We start from the raw sequence: 19,832 nt of genomic DNA, 5'->3' as shown, positions 1-19,832 counted from the left end.
TTTTATTTAATATTTAATACAAAGCAAGAGCGCTAGAATTTAGGGATACTAGAGGTGAATTGACGCAGATTTTATCTATTTTTGGCAAAAAACTAGTTTTAAATGTTTCATTTTCTAGATCTTATTGGTACCATGGCTTTTGCACTTTCGGGTGCATTAACAGCTATGAGTAAAAAAATGGACCCTTTTGGTGTTTTTATTATAGCATTTGTAACGGCTGTGGGCGGTGGAACATTGCGTGACATTTTGATTGGGCGCACTCCTGTAGGATGGATGCTTGACTTGGATTATGTTTATGTTATTGCAGTGGGTTTTGTATTGGCAATTATTTTCAGAAAAAAATTTGACAAACTTAGGACTTCCTTATTTTTGTTTGATACCATAGGATTGGGTGTTTTTACACTCATTGGTTTTGAAAAAGGAATTCACATTGGTTTACATCCTATAATATGTGTAGCGCTGGGTACTATGACGGCTTGTTTTGGAGGCGTAATTCGGGATATATTATGTACTGAAATTCCAGTTATTTTTAGGCGGGAGATTTACGCTACCCTTTGTATCTTGGGCGGAATTGTCTTCTTTATACTTCGGGATTTAAACCTAGAAAATGATGTGCTGTATTTAACAACTTCGTCTATAATTATTTCGCTCAGATTGATGGCAGTCAAGTTTAAATGGTATTTACCTACCTTAGAAAAGAAATAAAAAAATGATTACTTTAATGCTGTCTAAAATTTAAAAGTGAAGCAATTTTACATAAAAAAATACGAACCTACTGATTATAAACTGTGGAATGATTTTATTGGTCAAGCCAAAAATGCTACTTTTTTATTTCATAGGGATTTTATGGAGTACCATAAAGATCGTTTTGTTGATTTTTCACTTTTGATTTATTTCAACTCACAATTAATTGGAATAATGCCAGCGAACAGAGTTGAGGATACTGTTTTTTCTCATCAAGGTCTTACTTATGGTGGTCTTGTTACAACGGATAAATCTAAGCTCAAAACTATTCTCATGGCCTTTAAGGAGGTTTTATATTTCCTAAATCAAAATACGGTTCAAAAATTGTATCTAAAAGCAATTCCATCCATATATTGTAACAAACCATCTGATGAATTGCTCTATGCCTTATTTTTGGCCGATGCCAAATTAGTTAGAAGAGATTCTCTTGCCGTAATTGATTTGTCCCAAAAAGTAGTTTTTGATAGATCTAGAAAAAACGGAATTATAAGAGGCGTTAAAAATAACCTAGAAGTAAGAGAAGAAAATAGCTGTAATGCATTTTGGAACCAAGTGTTGATTCCCAATTTAAAAGCACAACATCAAATAGAGCCTGTGCATACAGTTCAAGAAATGGAGTTTTTAAAAGCAAATTTTCCTGGACAAATTAGGCAGTTTAATGTATACAACAAAGATGTTATTGTTGCAGGTGCAACCATATTTGAAACCGACACAGTGGCCCATTGTCAATACCTATCTAAATTTGAAAATGGAAAAAAATTAGGAAGCCTTGACATTTTATTCCAACATTTAATTTATCAAGTTTTTGCTCATAAGCGATATTTTGATTTTGGGATTTCAAATGAACAAAATGGGAAGTTGCTCAACGATGGTTTGTCATACTGGAAAGAAAGTTTTGGAGCTAGAACAATAATTCAAGATTTTTATGAAGTACAAACGGCTGATTATGAAAAGTTAACTGCTATTTTTGTAATTAAAAATTAAGTCTTGATAGATGATTAAATTCCTAGATTTAAAGAAAATAAATGCACCTTATGAAAGTGCTTTTCAAGATAAATTGAAAAAAGTACTGGATAATGGTTGGTATATACTAGGGAGTGAGTTGCAAGATTTTGAACGGGATTTTGCTTTATACTGCGGTACTAAGTTTTGTATAGGTGTAGGCAATGGTTTTGATGCACTTTTATTGCTTTTTAAAGGATACATTCAATTAGGTAAATTAAAAAAAGGAGATGCTGTCATTGTTCCTGCCAATACGTATATTGCCAGTATACTAGCTATTTTACAAGCTGATCTTGTACCTGTACTAGTAGAGCCAAAGCTTAGTACGTTCAATATTGATACCAATGCTATTCTAAAACATATTACTTCAAATACCAAGGCTATTTTAGTTGTTCATTTATACGGACAATTGGCAGATATGGATGCTATATTTGCCCTTGCAAATGCTCATGATTTAATAGTACTAGAAGATGCAGCTCAAGCTCATGGTGCTCAAATTACGAGTGGTAAAGCCAGTCGAGAATTACAAGAGGAGCCACTATCCCGCAATCAAGCCTATAGTTTTTATCCAAGTAAAAATCTGGGAGCATTAGGAGATGGTGGTGCTATTACTACCAATGATGCTGCGCTTGCTGAAGTTTTAAGGTACTTACGAAATTATGGTTCTAAGGTTAAATACAAAAACGATTTTATTGGAGTAAACTCTAGATTAGATGAGGTTCAAGCAGCATTTTTAAATGTAAAATTACCTTTTCTAGACGCGGCTAATGCTCATCGAATAGCAGTTGCACAGCGATATTTAAATGAAATAAAAAATGAAAAGATAATATTACCTAGTATTTCAAATTCTATTGGTCATGAAACTAGTCATGTATTTCACTTGTTTGTGATTAGAACACTTGATCGAGATGATCTGCAAAGATATTTAAGCGAAAATGATATTGAAACGGTAGTGCATTATCCTATACCGCCACACAAGCAAAAAGCTTTTGAATTTTTAAACCAATATTCATTTCCCATAACCGAGAAAATACACAACGAGGTTTTGAGTATACCCATGAGTCCTGTTATGACTGAGGACGAAGTTAGTTATGTGATAACGATTTTAAATAAATATTAGTTTTGAACATATTAAGTAAAATTATTCAAAATAAGTTGTTTAAAATCGCTACTTGGAATAGCTTGAGTGTTGCCATAAAAATAGTCTCAGGATTACTCACATCAAAGATTTTAGCTGTTTTTGTAGGACCTAGCGGAATGGCATTGGTGGGTAATTTACGTGTTTTTTTTACTTCACTGGAGAATATTTCAACTTTAGGTTTTCAAAATGGCATTGTAAAATATGTTGCTGAAGCCGAAAATAACGATTTGGAACTCAAGAAAGTTTTAGCCACAGTAACTATGAGTTTGCTTGCCGTTGCAGTAGTTTTGAGTTCTGTCTTGTACTTTTTGGCATCCTATTGGAATTTTTTGCTATTTGGAGAAAATTTCGACTTTGCTTTTGTTATAAAAGTCTTGGCATTTTCTTTACCATGGTATACCATTTCTGTGTTTTTTACCGCTGTTATCAATGGACTTGGTAAATACAAAAAAGTTATTTGGATCAATACAATAGGGAATGTATTGGGTTTTTTATTGTCTATAATATTAATTATTAATTACAAAACAACGGGTGCGTTACTTGCGCTTGTTTTAATGCCAGCAACACTTTTTTTTGCAGCCGTTTTTTTTGCCAATAAAGAAATTGCATTTATATCCTTATTTTCTTGGAAAGAATTTGATTTTGCTATTCTAAAAAAATTAGGATCTTATACCGTAATGACTTTGGCTACAGCTGTTGTGGGTCCATTGATTTATCTCGCCATCCGGAAAAATATCATCTTAAATTTAGGACTTGAACAAGCTGGATATTGGGAAACGATGCAGCGAATTTCAATGTATTACATGATGTTTGTGACCACTATAATAAGCGTATATTTTTTACCGCAATTGGCTACAGCCAAAAACAATTTGGCAACAAAAAAAATGTTTTTGGAATTTTATAAATTAGTTTTGCCACTTTTTATAGTTGCCATGGTGGTATTGTATTGCCTACGATTTTACATCATCGATCTTCTTTTTACTCCTGCTTTCCGTCCAGTTGCGGCCCTGTTTTTTTGGCAATTATTTGGAGATGTATTCAAGGTTGCTGCTTTAATTTTAGGGTGTCAATTTTTTGCCAAAAAGCTTACCGTAGCATTCTTAGTGACAGAGTTTTTTTCCTTATTTATGATGTTTTTTTTATGTACTTTTTTGTTGGAAAAATATGGTATAGAAGGTATAGTATTGGCGCAAGCAATTGATAATGTGATCTATTTTTGTATGTTACTTTTTTACTTCCGTACAATTTTTAAAAGTAATACTTAGTTGTTGGGTGAAAATTTCTGTCGATAAAAATCACTTAAATACAATAGATTGTTAGTTATTAGAGTATTAGTTTGTCTGTATTTTATATTCAAATGGTTATTTTTACATAGATATTTTGAAATTCAAAGGCCCCCAGATCTTTATAATTTCATTACTAATTAAATAACTAACTTTAACTAATTCATTATGAAATTTGTATTACAACCTACACTTTTTTTTATTTTGTTTCTTTGGAATCCAATGATCAGCCTAGGACAAACTCAGCCTTTTCCAGCTAATAAAGTCTATTCTCATGGTTTAATGGCTACGAACAGAAGCGGTCAAGATGCAGTGAGCAATTATGCTATTTGGAAAACAAATTTTTTAGAATCCTGTTCAAACAACAGATACAGAGTAAAATTTGATTCACCTTCCCAAACAGTTTCTGAAGGTGTTGCTTATGGAATGTTATTAACTGCTTACGCTACAGATAAAGCTATTTTTGATGGATTATGGAATTATTATAAAGACAATCGTAATGCGAATGGAGTTATGAATTGGAAAATCAATGGATGCTCTGGTGTGATAGGCAATAATGGCGCAACTGATGCTGAGTTAGATGCGGCTATGGCACTAATTGTTGCTGATTATCAATGGGGAAGTTCAGGAACTAATAATTATAGAGCCGATGCTACAGCCTTAATTAGCACTATAAAAAATAAAGAAATTGAATTGAATACTTTTGTTATCAAGCCTGGTGATGCTTTTGGGGGCTCTTCCCTCACAAATCCTTCTTATTTGTCACCTGCATATTGTAGAGCTTTTGGTGTTTTTACAAATGATGTTGTTTATTGGGATACTGTGGCGGCAAAATGTTATACCATTTTAGAAAATAACTTGGTACAAAATAATGCCACTGGTGCTTTGGTTTCCGATTGGTGTCAGGCTAATGGGAATTACTCAAATGAAGCCTCTGGATATGTAAATCAAGGTAGAACATACAACTATGATGCGGCAAGAACACCTTGGAGAATTGCTACTGATTATGTGTGGTATGGGAATACTGCAGGAAAAACTTTAAGTAAGAAAGCTTCAGATTTTGTTCGTGTAAACCTAGGAGGAACACAGAATATAAAAGACGGTTACAATCAAAACGGAACGCTTATAGGACAATGGCATAACGCTACCTTTGTAGGCGCGTTTGCTACTGCTGCGATGGGCGGAGAAAATCAATCTCATCTTGATAATTCCTATGCCGATTTAAAAAATTTAAATGAGCCTAATAGCTACTTTAATCATACCCTAAAAACACTGTATTTATTTTTGCTAAGTGGTAATTTTTATTTACCGCCTCCAGTTTTACTGTCTACTGATGCAGTGCAGCTTGATAAAACTCAAATTAATTTATTTCCTAATCCAAATCTTGGGGAGTTTACAATTCAAGCTCCAATATTTTCAAAAATAAAGATAACCAGTTTGTTAGGTAAAGTAATATTAGAAAAAGAGACATTGACAGAAACAAGTCTTATCAACTTAAGTAACAACACTCCAGGGGTTTATTTGGTTCAAATTGAGAGTGATGGTAAAAAGGAAATAAAAAAAATAATTATCAATTGATTTTGAGCTTTAGAAAAAAATGTTCTCTTAATCTTCTAAAATAAATCTATTTTTGTTCTAAATTTATAAAGCTTATTTTGAAAAACATACTTATAATTGACGATGAAGAGAAACTTCGAGGATTGCTTGCTCGAATAGTAAAATCAGAAGGTTTTCATGTCATTGAAGCTCCCGATTTGAAATCAGGGTTTAAAAAATTAGAACACAACGATATTGATGTGGTACTCTGTGATGTTAAACTTCCAGATGGAAATGGTGTAGATTTTGTAACCAAGATTAAAGAATCCTTTCCCGTTGTTGAGGTTGTTTTATTAACCGCTTTTGGAAATATTTCAGATGGTGTTCAGGCCATGAAAAATGGGGCTTTTGATTATATTGTTAAAGGCGATGATAATGACAGAATACTACCTCTGCTATATAAAGCTCTTGAAAAATCAGAATTACAACGCAAAGTTGTGATACTCGAAAAACGAATTTCAGATAAATTTTCATTCCAAACTATAGTTGGAAAATCAAAAGCTTTGCAGCAAATAATAGAACTTGCAAAAAAAGTAGCCGTTACAGATTCAACAGTCTTATTAACAGGAGAAACAGGAACCGGAAAGGAAGTTTTTGCACAAGCCATTCACGAAAACAGCAATCGAGTAGGGAAGTCCTTTGTGGCTTTGAACTGTAGTACTTTTGGTAAGGAAATTTTAGAAAGTGAATTGTTTGGACACAAGCAAGGTGCTTTTACGGGAGCACTAAAAGATAAAAAAGGGTTTATTGAAGAAGCGCATGGCGGGACTTTGTTTTTGGATGAAATAGGAGAAATGCCTATTGATTTGCAAGCTAAATTGCTTCGCGTGTTAGAAACGAATGAATATATTCCTGTTGGAGGAACTACTGTAAAAAAATCTAACTTTCGTTTGATTGCAGCTACAAATCGGGATTTGAAGGCAGAAAGTGAAGCACATCGATTTCGTTCTGATCTTTATTTTAGGCTTAATATTTTCGAGATTAAAATTCCACCTTTGCGCGAAAGAATAAAGGATATAGCTCCATTAGCCCAAAGTTTTGCAATTCAATTCTCGGCTAAAACCAATAAAAAAACAGTTCAAATTGACGCCGATTTTCTTCATAAACTAGAGACGTACCACTGGCCAGGAAATGTAAGGGAACTTAAAAACGTGATTGAACGTTCTGTTATTTTGGTTACTAACGAGATTTTAACTCAAGATTTGCTGCCTTACGAAATACAACATCAAACTGCCAAAGACAATAAGATAGTCTCTGCTTTTTCTATAGGTAGCGTCGAAAAATTGCACATTCAAAAAGTTTTGAATTATACAAAAGGCAATAAAGCCGAAACGGCACGGTTACTCGAAATTGGTATTGCCACACTTTACAGAAAATTAGACGAATACAATATTCATTAAAATCGTATTATTTTGAGAAAAGCCTATCATTTTGATAGGCTTTTTTTATGCTTTTTTTTGGCATAAAAACTTCAAAACCTTAATTGATAAAGCTTTAAAGTGTGCTGTAGTTTTATGGAATGCATTTTGGCATAAGCGATGAAGAACATAATAAATCATTCTTATGAAATCGCCATGATTCGAATTAGAAATAAAATCGAAGAATGGCGATACCATATTCCTTAAAAAAACAAATATTAAATACATATGAAAAATCAAGTCACCACGATTTACAAACAAGCAGAACGCTTTGCCGAAATCACCAAGACTGCCATTATTACGGGAAATATTTCCAGAGCAAAAAAATGTTTAGCACTCGCTGAACGCTTATTGGCAACAGGAAGCAATGAAACAAAAATTGCTATTTCCAATGTCTATCTTTTTTCGGTTTCCTCTTTTATGGAAATGCGTCATTGCAATATTTCAAACCTTTTCCCAAAATCCTTGAAGGCGGAATACATCAAGCAAATAAATGCTTCGGGAGTATAACAAGTGTAGTCGATTGAATTATTTGATCGATTGTCTAAAAGTCTAATAATCCAATAATCTAAAATTATGATCATCACAATCCTTTTACTCGCACTAGCCGTTTTGTTGTTTGCGATTTGTTTTAAATCTGTCGAATTCTTTGAAAAAATCTAAATTATGACTGCACTATTTATTGTCGCACTGGCCGTTTTCGCCTATTTGGTTTACGTATTAATCAAGCCCGAAAAATTTTAAGCATGTGAAATGTAATCAGTGAGAAGTAAAAAGTTGAAAAAATCGCTTTGCAGTACAACCTACATCTCACGGATCACAACTTACATTTCACAACTCATGTTTCACCATTAACAAATTACATCTTATGAATACAGAATTATTTGGTGTCATCAGTATTTTTATCGTCTCTATAGTTTTGGCTATTCCTATTGGAAGGTATATCGCTAAAGTTTTTAAGGGAGATCAAACAGTACTGGACCCGATTTTTAATCCAATTGAGAAATTTATTTTCAAAATAAGTGGTATCAATTCCACCGAAGAAATGAACTGGAAACAACATTTGAAAGCGTTGTTAAGCGTGAATATGGTTTGGTTCTTTCTTTGCTTTTTTGTGTTGTTATTTCAAGGTTCAATGCCTTTGAATCCAGATAACAATCCAAACATGACTCCCGATTTGGCATTCAATACCGCTATTTCGTTTATGGTAAATTGTAATTTGCAGCATTACTCTGGCGAAACAGGCGTTTCTTATTTGTCACAAATGGTATTGATGTTCCTGCAATTTGTTTCTGCAGGTGTCGGGATGGCTGCCGCAGCAATGGTTTTTACTGCAATGAAAGATAGAACCACAGATAAATTGGGCAACTTCTATAATTTTTTTATCAAAAGCTGTACTCGAATTTTACTGCCTCTTTCTGCTCTTGTAGCCATCGCTTTGTTATTTAGCGGAACTCCAATGACTTTTGAAGGAAAAGATACAATTACCACTTTACAAGGGGATTCGGTAGCAGTTTCCCGTGGACCAGCTGCAGCATTTATCGGTATCAAACATATCGGTACCAATGGTGGAGGATTTTTTGGAGCCAATTCGGCGCATCCATTAGAGAATCCTACTTATTTTACCAATGCAGTTGAACTTTGGGCACAATTAATAATTCCGTTTGCTATGATTTTTGCTTTGGGTTTTTATCTAAAGAAAAGAAGGCTGTCCTACGTAGTTTTTGGCGTTATGACGGTTGGATTTTTACTTTTAGTTATTCCAACAGTTATAAGTGAACTCAACGGAAACCCAGCTATCGATAAAATGGGAATTGCCCAAACAACAGGAGCCATGGAAGGCAAAGAAGTTCGTTTTGGACCCGCCATTTCAGGATTTTGGAGCATTGCCACCACCGTGATTTCTACAGGCTCGGTGAATAGTATGCATGACAGCTCGATGCCGGTTTCTGGTTCGATGCAATTACTAGCGATGATGGTGAATGCCTTTTATGGTGGTTGCGGGGTAGGATTTTTGAACTTCTATATTTTTATCATTCTAGCGGTCTTTATTTCGGGATTAATGGTGGGACGAACACCAGAATTTTTAGGGAAGAAAATTGAAGCCCGAGAAGTCAAAATTGCTGCTTTCATTGCCATTCTTCACCCTTTATTGATATTGTCAGGCACCGCATTGGCATCTTATTTTGCTGCAAATGATACTGCAATGGGCTACTGGTTTAGCGGTAATGCCACTGGCTGGTTGAACAATCCTGGACATCACGGATTTTCGGAAATGTTATACGAATATACTTCGAGCGCTGCCAACAACGGTTCTGGATTTGAAGGTTTGGGCGACAATAATCCTTTTTGGAATATCACCACAGGAATCGTGTTGTTATTGAGTCGTTTCCTTCCTATCATTGGGCCATTGGCTATCGCAGGATTGTTGGCAAATAAAAAATATATTCCTGAAAGTGCTGGAACTTTAAAAACAGACACGACCATTTTTGGAGTTATGGTTTTTGCCGTAATCGCCATTATTGCAGCCTTATCTTTCTTCCCAGCATTGGCTTTAGGACCATTGGCAGAATATTTTACATTAAAATAATAATAAAAATGAATAACAATAAATCCAATTCATTATTCGAAAGTAAGCAAGTAAAAGATGCCTTAGTGCAGTCTTTTGTAAAGCTAAACCCGAAAATAATGTTCAAGAATCCGGTCATGTTCACCGTTGAAATTGGAACTGCCATTATGCTTGCTGTGTGTATTGCCATTTTATTTGGCGCACAAGACCAAGGCAGTTTTACTTACAATTTCATAGTATTTTTAATTTTGTTAGCAACGCTTTTGTTTGCCAATTTTGCCGAGGCTATTGCCGAAGCAAGGGGAAAAGCACAAGCGGATAGTTTGCGAAAAACTCGCGAAGAAACCCCGGCAAGACAAGTCTTAGCCAACGGCGAAATTAAGAATATCAGTTCTTCTGAATTAAAGAAAGGCGATATTTTTGTTTGTGAAGCTGGTGATTTAATTGCCACTGATGGTGAAATTATCGAAGGATTGGCCACTATAGATGAAAGTGCCATTACAGGAGAGAGCGCTCCTGTAATTCGGGAAGCGGGTGGAGATAAATCATCAGTTACCGGTGGAACTAAAGTATTGTCAGACAAAATCAAAGTCATTGTGACAAACGAACCTGGAGAGAGCTTTCTGGACAAAATGATAGCTTTAGTAGAAGGAGCAAGCCGCCAGAAAACACCTAATGAAATTGCCTTAACAATCTTGTTGGCAGCATTTACGCTAATCTTCGTGATCGTTTGTGTGACTTTAAAACCTTTTGCCGATTATGCCAATGCACCGATAACCATTGCTGCCTTCATCTCTCTATTTGTATGTTTGATTCCAACAACGATTGGCGGTTTGTTATCAGCGATTGGAATTGCAGGAATGGACAGAGCATTGCGGGCCAATGTGATTACTAAATCAGGAAAAGCGGTAGAAACTGCCGGAGATATTGATGTATTGCTTTTGGATAAAACCGGAACCATCACCATTGGAAATAGAAAAGCGACTCGTTTTTATGCTGCCAAAGGAATTTCACAAGACGATTTTATCAAATATGCAGTTTTGAGTTCGCTGGCTGATGACACGCCCGAAGGCAAAAGTATTGTGGAACTGGCAGGAATTGAAGTGGCAAACAAACTATCTATTGAAGGTGCTACTTTAATCAAATTTACTGCTGAAACCAGAACCAGTGGTGTTGTTTTAAAAGATGGAACCGATATTAGAAAAGGTGCTCAGGATGCAGCAAAAAATATTGCACTGAAAGCGGGAACTATTTTCCCCGAGGATATTGCACAAGCAGTGATTGCTATCTCATCACAAGGTGGAACGCCATTGGTGGTTGTAAAAAATGCTCAAGTTCAAGGGGTTATTGAATTGCAGGACATTATCAAAACGGGGATGAAAGAACGTTTTGAACGTTTGAGAAAAATGGGTGTAAAAACGGTGATGGTAACCGGAGATAATCCGTTGACAGCCAGGTTTATTGCCGAAGCGGCTGGTGTAGATGATTTTATTGCCGAAGCCAAACCTGAGGATAAGATGAATTACATCAAAAATGAACAAGAACAAGGCAAGCTCGTAGCGATGATGGGCGATGGAACTAATGATGCACCTGCTTTGGCACAAGCCAATGTTGGTGTGGCCATGAATAGCGGAACTCAAGCAGCTAAAGAAGCTGGAAACATGGTCGATCTGGACAATGATCCCACCAAGTTAATTGAAATCATTGAAATTGGAAAACAATTATTGATGACCAGAGGAACGCTTACTACTTTCTCTATTGCGAATGATGTGGCCAAATATTTTGCCATTGTTCCTGCGCTTTTCATTACGGCAATTCCTGCTCTTGAAGGATTAAATATTATGGGATTACACAGTCCAGAAAGTGCGATTTTATCTGCGGTTATTTTCAATGCGATTATCATTCCGATATTGATTCCGCTTGCGCTAAAAGGAGTTGATTATAAACCGATCGGGGCGAGTGCTATTTTAAAGAGAAATCTTTTGATTTATGGTCTTGGTGGCTTGATCATCCCATTTATTGGAATTAAAATAATTGACTTGGTTGTAGCATTATTTATGTAATTAGTGAAAAGTGATTTGTGAAAAGTGATTAGTAAGAAGTGATTAGTAAAAAGTAATCAGTAAAAAGTAATCAGTAAAAAGTAATCAGTAAAAAGTGATTAGTAAAAAGTAATCAGTAAAAATTGATTTGTGAAATGTAAAAAGTGAAATATTAAAAACAAAAAACACAGAAAACATTTTACATCTAACATTTTCACATCCAACTTTTCACATCCAACTTTTCACATCTAACATCTAACATTTCACATTTCACATCCAACTTTTCACATCTAACATCTAACATTTCACATTTCACATCCAACCTTTCACATCTAACATTTCACATCTAACATTTTACACAAAGAAAAATGAAAAATATATTTTCAATATTAAAATTCACCTTATTTATGGTGATATTGTTAGCGGTTATTTACCCAATGGCAATTTTTGGAATAGCACAATTGGCTCCCAATAAAGGAAAAGGAGAAACAATTACCGTAAACGGAAAAGTGGTGGGGTATCAAAAAATTGGGCAAAAATTCGATAAATCCAACTACTTTTGGGGAAGACCTTCAGCTGTGGATTATAACGCTGCAGGAAGTGGGGGAAGCAATAAAGGACCGAGTAATCCTGATTATTTAGCATTGGTGCAAAAAAGAATCGACACTTTTTTAATCGTGCATCCTTATCTTAAAAAATCAGATATTCCTGCGGATATGGTGACGGCTTCGGGAAGTGGGTTAGATCCTAATATTTCTCCGCAAGCAGCGCTGATTCAGGTAAAAAGGGTGGCGAAAGAGAGAAAATTATCAGAAAATAAAGTAAAAGCTTTGGTAAAAACTAAAATCAATACACCAGCAGTAATAGGAACTGCAACCGTAAATGTTCTAGAGTTGAATGTAGCCTTGGACGAATTGAAATAGGAATGATTTCAATAGAAAAGAGAATGACAAATAAAAAAAATAACGTCTTTAAAAACGAGATGCCCTAGCCCCGATAGAAGGGAAAATCCTTTTGTCTCGTTTTTTTACAAGACAAAAGATTGGAATGATAGCGGGATTAGCTTCTAAAAATAATAGAAATGAAAAAAATAATAAGTAGCGCTTTAATAGCTTTTGGGATAACAACAGTTAGTGCACAAGAAACTGAAAAAACACAAAGTCCTTTCACGTTTTCGGGTTATGTAGAAACGTATTACAGTTATGATTTTGGAGAGCCAGACAACCATGTAAGACCCGGATTTATTTACAGTCATAACAAACACAATGAGGTCAATTTAAATTTAGGATTGGCGAAGGTAAATTATGCTAAAGAGAATGTTCGCGGGAATTTTGCCTTAATGGCTGGAACGTATGCCCAGTACAATTTAGCAACAGAACAGGATTTACTAAAAAATGTGTATGAAGCGAATGTGGGTGTGAAAATTTCGTCGAAACACAATCTGTGGGTTGATGCGGGAATTATGCCGTCACATATTGGTTTTGAAAGCGCAATTGGTAAGGACTGCGCCACTTTGACTAGAAGTATTTTGGCTGATAATTCTCCGTATTATGAAGCGGGTGTGAAGATTGGATATACGTCAAAAAATGAAAAATGGTATTTGGCTGCGATGTATTTAAACGGTTGGCAACGCATCCAGAAAATTGATGGCAACCAAACACCGGCTTTTGGTACACAGGTAACCTATAAACCTACTGCCAAAACCACATTAAACTGGAGTACCTATGTGGGGAATGAACAACCAGATAATGTGAAAAAATGGCGTTATTTCAATAATTTTTACGGACAATTTAAAGTGTCTGAAAAAACAAGTTTAATTGCTGGTTTTGATATTGGAGCGCAACAAAAAGCAACAGAAAGTGACCAATATGATATTTGGTTTGCACCGATTTTAATAGCGCAATACAAACCGACAACTAAAATCCAATTGGCAGCAAGAGCGGAGTATTACGCCGATGAAAAAGGAGTAATAATAGCAACCGCATCACCAAACGGATTTAAAACATACGGATTCTCCACAAATTTTGATTATTTAGTTGCCGATAATGTGATGTTTAGAATAGAAGCAAGAACTTTGAATAGTAAAGACGATATCTTTTTGAAAAACACTGATCCTAGCAATCAAAATGTATTTTTAACTACAGCATTGGCTATTTCTTTTTAATTTTTTTTCTAAAATTTAAAATCCTAAAACCAAATTGGACAACGAAAAAGAAAATAATGTCAAACACTTTCTTGATTTAATTCAGAAATCACGCAAAGGAAAGTTTAAAGTCTACATCGGTATGAGTGCCGGTGTGGGCAAAACTTTCAGGATGTTACAGGAAGCACATACCTTGTTGAAAAACGGGATAGATGTAAAGATTGGGTTTATAGAAACGCACAATCGGAAAGAAACACACGAACTACTAGAGGGTTTACCAGTCATTCCAAGGCGAACCCTTTTTTATAAAGGGAAATTGCTTGAAGAAATGGATTTACAAGCAATTATCAATTTGCGTCCAGAAGTGGTTATTGTAGATGAATTAGCGCATACGAATATAGAAGGAAGCAAAAACGAAAAAAGGTGGCAGGATGTTTTGGAGATTTTAGAAGCAGGCATAAATGTGATTTCTGCAGTGAATATTCAGCACTTAGAAAGTTTAAATGCAGATGTAAAAAACATTACAAATATTGACGTTCAGGAACGCATTCCAGACAGTGTTTTGAAATTGGCGGATGAGGTGGTCAATATTGATTTGACTTCAGATGAGTTGATTACCCGTTTGAAAGAAGGTAAAATCTATACTTCAGATAAAATTCCTACGGCGCTGAATAATTTTTTTAAATCCGATCAAATTTTACAATTGCGGGAACTGGCCTTGAAGGAAGTAGCGAGTCAAGTCAATCGGAAAGTGGAAAGTGAAGTACCCAAAAACATTGCAGTAAAACATGAAAGATTGCTGGCTTGTATCAGTAGTAACGACAAAATCGCTAAGACAATCATAAGAAAAACGGCCCGATTAGCGAGTTATTACAACAGCAAATGGTGTGTTTTGTATGTAGAAACGCCCAAAGAAAGCAGCGACAAAATTGCACTTGACAAACAGCGGCATCTTATTAATAATTTCAAGTTGGCTACACAACTTGGTGCCGAAGTAATTAAAGTTCAGAATACTCATATAACAGATGCTATTTTAAATATGGTCGCGCAAAAACAAATCACCACCGTTTGCATCGGGAAACCGCATTTGAGTTTATTTAAAGTAATTTTATCGACAACTGTTTTCAATAAATTGTTGAACAACCTAACCTCATCCAATATTGATCTTATAATTCTATCTTAAAAATGAAAATTAAAACCAAATTAAACCTGGGTGTTGGATTGCTTTTTATAATGATAATCATACTTTCATTAGTAGCGGCATTTTATATTTTTTCGATAAAAAAAGACACCGAAAATATTCTGAAAGCCAATTACAACACGCTAGAATATTCGCGAAACATGCTTCTTTCGTTAGATGAAATTAATGGGAATGAAGAAAAGGCAGTTATTATTTTTGAAACCAATATTACCAAACAAATTGCCAATATTACAGAGGCTGGCGAAGACAAAGCGACCTATAACTTGCAGAAAAATTTCGATTTATTGAAAGATAGCAGAACTGATGAAACCTTGAAAAGCCAAATTCGTCAAGACATTTTCAAGATTATGAAATTGAATATGAATGCGATAAAAGAAAAAAGTGATATTGCAAAACACACAGCAGAGACTGCTAATTTTTGGATTGCAGTAACAGGAACACTTTGCTTTTTGATTGCGTTCAATTTATTAGTGAATTTGCCCAACAATATTGCCAATCCAATAAAAGAACTCACGGACAGTATCAAACAAATAGCCAATAAAAACTATTCGCAACGAGTGCATTTTATGAACCACAATGAATTTGGAGATTTGGCCAAATCATTCAACACCATGGCCGAAAAACTGCAGGAATACAACAATAGTAATTTGTATAAACTGTCATTTGAAAAGAAAAGACTAGAAACTTTAATCAACAACATGCATGACCCAATTATCGGGTTAGACAATCAGGGTTTGATTTTATTTGCAAATGATGAGGCTTTGAAAATAATTGGTTTAAAATCAGAGGACGTTATGGGTAAACTCGTAACAACTCTTGCTCTGACCAATGATTTGATGAAATCGTTAGTAATTAAAGATCTGTCAAACGAAAAACAAAAATCGCTTCCCATGAAAATTTTTGCTGATGGCAAAGAAAGTTACTTCGAAAAAGAAACCATAAACATTACCATTAAACCCACAGGAGAAGATCAAATTATTGACATTGGTAATGTTATTATTTTAAGAAATATTACTGTTTTTAAAGAACTGGATTTTGCTAAAACCAATTTTATTGCTACCGTTTCACATGAATTGAAAACCCCGATTTCATCCATAAAATTAAGTTTACAATTACTTGAAAAAGCAGAAACAGGCAACATTAATGAAGATCAAAAGCAATTAATAGAAAGCATTAAAGACGATAGTCAGCGGTTATTAAAAATTACTGGGGAACTATTGGAATTGTCGCAGTTAGAAACCGGGAATATAAAGCTGAATATGGAGAATAGTAATCCCTATGAAATTATGAACTACGCTGCCGAAGCCGTAAAAGTGCAAGCAGAACAAAAACAAATTGAACTAGTTGTCGAGACTGATCAAAATTTACCGGATATAAAAGCGGATAGTGAAAAAACTGCTTGGGTTTTGATTAATTTTTTAACCAATGCAATTACGTATTCAACAGAAAACAGTACGATAATTGTAAAGGTTATAAATGAAAACCATCAAGTTGTTTTTCAAGTGATTGATACTGGAAAAGGAATTGATACCCGTTATAAAACTAAAATTTTTGATAAATATTTCCAAGTTCCAGGTAGCCAAAAATCTGGAACGGGCCTTGGTTTAGCCATTAGCAAAGAATTTATTGAAGCACAAAACGGAATTATTGGAGTAGAAAGTGAATTAGGACTTGGTAGTACTTTTTATTTTAAGCTTCCTAGTAATGTTCATTAATGAGAATATCTCAAAGATCAAAGACGTTGAAAACATTGGTTATCGGATAATTATGAAAATGAAAGAGCTTGAGGAGATTTTCTTAAAAGGAACAAGGGTACAAACCATGTAAGATTAGATACTTAAAAATATTTTTATTTGTAATGTTTTAATTATAGATTAGCAAAAGCAAAATGATAACTTTAGTCAGACAAGCCAACCCGGTTTTGGTGTGATGTGTTTGATTTTGTGAGGCCTATTTACAAGCTAGGTGCAATTCACCCGCAGACGTTGAAAAAAAAATACTTTTTATATAAATCAAACTTAACATTTAAAACAGTATGTTAACAAACAAAGAAATCAAAGAACAATTAAAAATTGAACTTGAAAGAGTTATTTCAGAATTTAAAAAAACAAATAGAAACGAAAATTTAGCTTTATGTTTTGATAACCTTTTAAATTTCAACTTTGATTCATATAAAGAAAGTTTAAAAAAAGAAATTAAAACTAATCTAAAAAGCTATTGGACTAATATCGAGAATGGAATAAATTCTGAAGAAAAATTAGACGCAATATTATTAGAACATTATGTTCCAGATTCAATTAATTTAGAAGCATATGCTTATGGGATAATTGATTGGGAAGAAAAAAACTTTGAAAATATTAATATAAATATGGGTTTTGAATACGATTTTGCTGAAAATTTTGAACAAATAGACGGAATTACTCTTAATTTTTTCAATTCTTATGTTGACAATTGTGAAATTGATTTAACCTGTGAATTAGCTGATTGTTACAGAGTTAAAGGTGTAATTGCAATTCATGAAACTTTTTATGAATTACATCAAGAAAATGAGTTTGAATGCATAAATAAAAAGGATGAGTTTTACTTTATGGTAGGAGAACACGACTCTTTTTGTTACCCTGTTTTATCAATATAATGACCATAGAACTGCACACAATAGGCGTTTGGCAAGATTGCGAATCTTGTAGTAAATTCACGTTTACATTTCACAAGAAATTTTATCTTTAATAGAAAATAATCGGTTCCAAAGTTCGCAACCTCGTCAAGCGCCAGAAAGTTGTGCGACAGTTAATGAAAAACGAACATAATAGCATGAAAATTAAAACATTAGTATTGTTGGTTCTATTTATCCAATCAGCATTTTCCCAATCAAAAAACGAATATTTAAAAAATAATCGTTTCGACTTAATGAAATCAGATTTTGAATTTCCTCAAAAAAATTTTAAAATAATGGGTTTTGGTGCTTATCATGGAAGCCAGAAAATAGAAAATATAGAAAATATTTTACTTAAAAATCTCATCAAAAATAAAAAAATAAAATATTACTTGCCTGAAACCGATTTTGGAATTGCTCATTATTTTAACCAGTATTTAAAATCTGGTGACACAATTTTATTGAAAGACTTGGTAAAGCATTATGGAAATAGAGTTCCACAAGAAAAAACTATAGAAACTTATAATAAATGGAAAAATATCAAAAAAATTAATGATAATCAATTAGCAAAAGATAAAATTGAAGTTGTTGGAATTGACTTTATTGTAACATATAAATATACATCAAAACTTCTAATCGAGTTATTTCAAACAGAAAAAGGCAAATATGAATCGTATGATAATTTAGTCGCAATGGTGAAAATTGACACAACCGATTATTCGCCAAACTATGACAGCTATTCTAAAACTATTTTAAAAAACTTTTTGGCTGATTATGAAAATAACAAACCATATTTTCAATCTATTTCAAAAAATCAAAAAATCATCGATAACTTAATTGAAAACATAAATCTAACATTTAAAAAACGAGATAGAGAAAAAACAATTTATGATAATTATTTATTTTTAAATACTTTGTATGATTTTAAATCTAATCCTCATTTTGTAAGAATGGGATTTTTCCACATTGAAAAAGACAGAGAAAATAATTATCCATCATTGTTTACAAGGTTGATAGAAAACAGCATTTACAAAAAGGAAGAAATTATTTCAATTGCGGGATTTTTAACTAAAAGTAGAGTGCTTTGGGATTTAAAATATGACGAAAACAAGAAATATATTGGCTACACAACTGAAGGTGGTTTTGGCATTGGTGATTATTGGAAAGAATATTTCAAAGGAATAAATAAACTTAAAATCAACAGATTATCAAATTTAACACTTTATCGTTTGAATAATGAAAATTCACCTTACAAAAAAAATCAAACTGATTTAATGGAAATAAAATTATTTCTTAAAAAGTCAAACAAAAACGATTTGAAAGGTAAAACAACGACTGATTATTTTGATTATGCAATATTAATAAGTAATTCAAAAGCGAATAAACCAATAGAAGAATTAGACAAATAAATAACCGATCTCACAACAGCAGTTTGCAAAAATGGCAGGTTTTGGGCTTAATTTAAAGTTGGTTTTGTATTTGCAAAGTCAGTGAAAAACCGAAAATAATTTCTTTATTTACCCCGACCATCGCGTACTAGCAAGGTGTTGGATTTCAATATATTTATAGACCTAAAAGACAGTCGTTAACAAAATAAAGTAACTATTTAAAAAGTATAAAAATGAAATTTATAAGTTTAAAAGAGAGTAAATATGTTTGGCTAATTATTATTGCATTGACAATAATTGCAATCTTATTTAAATCTATTTATAGACAATATATAACAGAGAACCATATACAAGATTTTGGAATATCAGACACATCACCAAACTTTTTTGCGGGACTACTAATTATGTTTTTTTATTTCACTCAAAATTTCTATAACAAAAATAAATTCATAAAAAATGCTTTTTTTGCCTTAGTAGGTCTAATTGGTTACGAACTTGTACAAGGAAACGTTTTAACATACAGAACTTTTGATTTTAGTGATATTGTTGCGTCAATAATCGGAGTAATTTTCGGTTACTTTATATGTATAGAATTAAATAATAGATCAATATTGCTCCCGAAAGAAAAAAGCCTGAACCGCTAACCGCAGTA

The 19,832-nt window shown here is 33.5% G+C and carries 17 protein-coding genes; all 17 read left to right on the top strand.

Annotation, left to right across the window (positions count from 1 at the left end; translation table 11 throughout):
* Positions 1-102: 102 nt before the first annotated feature.
* Positions 103-705: a trimeric intracellular cation channel family protein gene (locus LQ189_RS11285; protein ID WP_230157124.1), complete on the top strand. Its 603-nt coding sequence runs from the start codon at positions 103-105 to the stop codon at positions 703-705.
* A gap of 36 nt (positions 706-741) precedes the next feature.
* Positions 742-1,728: a GNAT family N-acetyltransferase gene (locus LQ189_RS11280; protein WP_230157122.1), complete on the top strand. Its 987-nt coding sequence runs from the start codon at positions 742-744 to the stop codon at positions 1,726-1,728.
* Positions 1,729-1,738: 10 nt separating this feature from the next.
* Positions 1,739-2,866: a DegT/DnrJ/EryC1/StrS aminotransferase family protein gene (locus LQ189_RS11275; RefSeq protein WP_230157120.1), complete on the top strand. Its 1,128-nt coding sequence runs from the start codon at positions 1,739-1,741 to the stop codon at positions 2,864-2,866.
* A 2-nt stretch (positions 2,867-2,868) separates the two neighbouring features.
* Positions 2,869-4,152 carry an O-antigen translocase gene (locus tag LQ189_RS11270; protein ID WP_230157118.1) on the top strand — a complete coding sequence of 428 codons (1,284 nt, stop codon included), beginning with the start codon at positions 2,869-2,871 and terminating at the stop codon, positions 4,150-4,152.
* Between the two features lie 186 nt (positions 4,153-4,338).
* A complete protein-coding gene (locus tag LQ189_RS11265; protein WP_230157106.1) occupies positions 4,339-5,748 on the top strand; it encodes a glycosyl hydrolase family 8 in 1,410 nt (469 codons plus the stop codon).
* 74 nt (positions 5,749-5,822) lie between these two features.
* Positions 5,823-7,166 (top strand): sigma-54 dependent transcriptional regulator, encoded by a 1,344-nt coding sequence (locus LQ189_RS11260; protein WP_230158664.1) that lies wholly within the window; start codon positions 5,823-5,825, stop codon positions 7,164-7,166.
* A 246-nt stretch (positions 7,167-7,412) separates the two neighbouring features.
* Complete coding sequence (locus LQ189_RS11255; RefSeq protein ID WP_086455239.1) at positions 7,413-7,694, top strand: hypothetical protein; 282 nt, start codon at positions 7,413-7,415, stop codon at positions 7,692-7,694.
* Between the two features lie 156 nt (positions 7,695-7,850).
* Positions 7,851-7,928, top strand: coding sequence for a K(+)-transporting ATPase subunit F (gene kdpF, locus LQ189_RS11250; protein ID WP_230158663.1), 78 nt, complete (start codon positions 7,851-7,853; stop codon positions 7,926-7,928).
* 124 nt (positions 7,929-8,052) lie between these two features.
* Complete coding sequence (gene kdpA, locus LQ189_RS11245) at positions 8,053-9,774, top strand: potassium-transporting ATPase subunit KdpA (protein WP_230157104.1); 1,722 nt, start codon at positions 8,053-8,055, stop codon at positions 9,772-9,774.
* A gap of 8 nt (positions 9,775-9,782) precedes the next feature.
* On the top strand, positions 9,783-11,816 hold the full coding sequence (gene kdpB / locus LQ189_RS11240) for a potassium-transporting ATPase subunit KdpB (protein ID WP_230157102.1): 2,034 nt from the start codon (positions 9,783-9,785) through the stop codon (positions 11,814-11,816).
* 347 nt (positions 11,817-12,163) lie between these two features.
* Complete coding sequence (locus LQ189_RS11235; RefSeq protein WP_230157088.1) at positions 12,164-12,718, top strand: K(+)-transporting ATPase subunit C; 555 nt, start codon at positions 12,164-12,166, stop codon at positions 12,716-12,718.
* Positions 12,719-12,876: 158 nt separating this feature from the next.
* On the top strand, positions 12,877-13,959 hold the full coding sequence (locus LQ189_RS11230) for a porin (protein ID WP_230157086.1): 1,083 nt from the start codon (positions 12,877-12,879) through the stop codon (positions 13,957-13,959).
* Positions 13,960-13,993: 34 nt separating this feature from the next.
* Positions 13,994-15,121, top strand: coding sequence for a sensor protein KdpD (locus tag LQ189_RS11225; protein WP_230157078.1), 1,128 nt, complete (start codon positions 13,994-13,996; stop codon positions 15,119-15,121).
* 2 nt (positions 15,122-15,123) lie between these two features.
* The gene (locus tag LQ189_RS11220) at positions 15,124-16,854 is read left to right on the top strand and encodes an ATP-binding protein (RefSeq protein WP_230157065.1); all 1,731 of its coding nucleotides are present in this window, start codon (positions 15,124-15,126) and stop codon (positions 16,852-16,854) included.
* A gap of 320 nt (positions 16,855-17,174) precedes the next feature.
* Positions 17,175-17,774 carry a hypothetical protein gene (locus LQ189_RS11215; RefSeq protein ID WP_230157064.1) on the top strand — a complete coding sequence of 200 codons (600 nt, stop codon included), beginning with the start codon at positions 17,175-17,177 and terminating at the stop codon, positions 17,772-17,774.
* 176 nt (positions 17,775-17,950) lie between these two features.
* Positions 17,951-19,201 (top strand): hypothetical protein, encoded by a 1,251-nt coding sequence (locus LQ189_RS11210; RefSeq protein WP_230157061.1) that lies wholly within the window; start codon positions 17,951-17,953, stop codon positions 19,199-19,201.
* A 212-nt stretch (positions 19,202-19,413) separates the two neighbouring features.
* A complete protein-coding gene (locus LQ189_RS11205) occupies positions 19,414-19,824 on the top strand; it encodes a hypothetical protein (RefSeq protein WP_230157059.1) in 411 nt (136 codons plus the stop codon).
* The last annotated feature ends 8 nt before the right edge of the window (positions 19,825-19,832 follow it).

Origin of the sequence: Flavobacterium sp. CECT 9288, from assembly GCF_918731615.1 — a bacterium.
Lineage (GTDB): Bacteria > Bacteroidota > Bacteroidia > Flavobacteriales > Flavobacteriaceae > Flavobacterium.
This window is presented reverse-complemented; position numbering and strand designations above follow the sequence as displayed.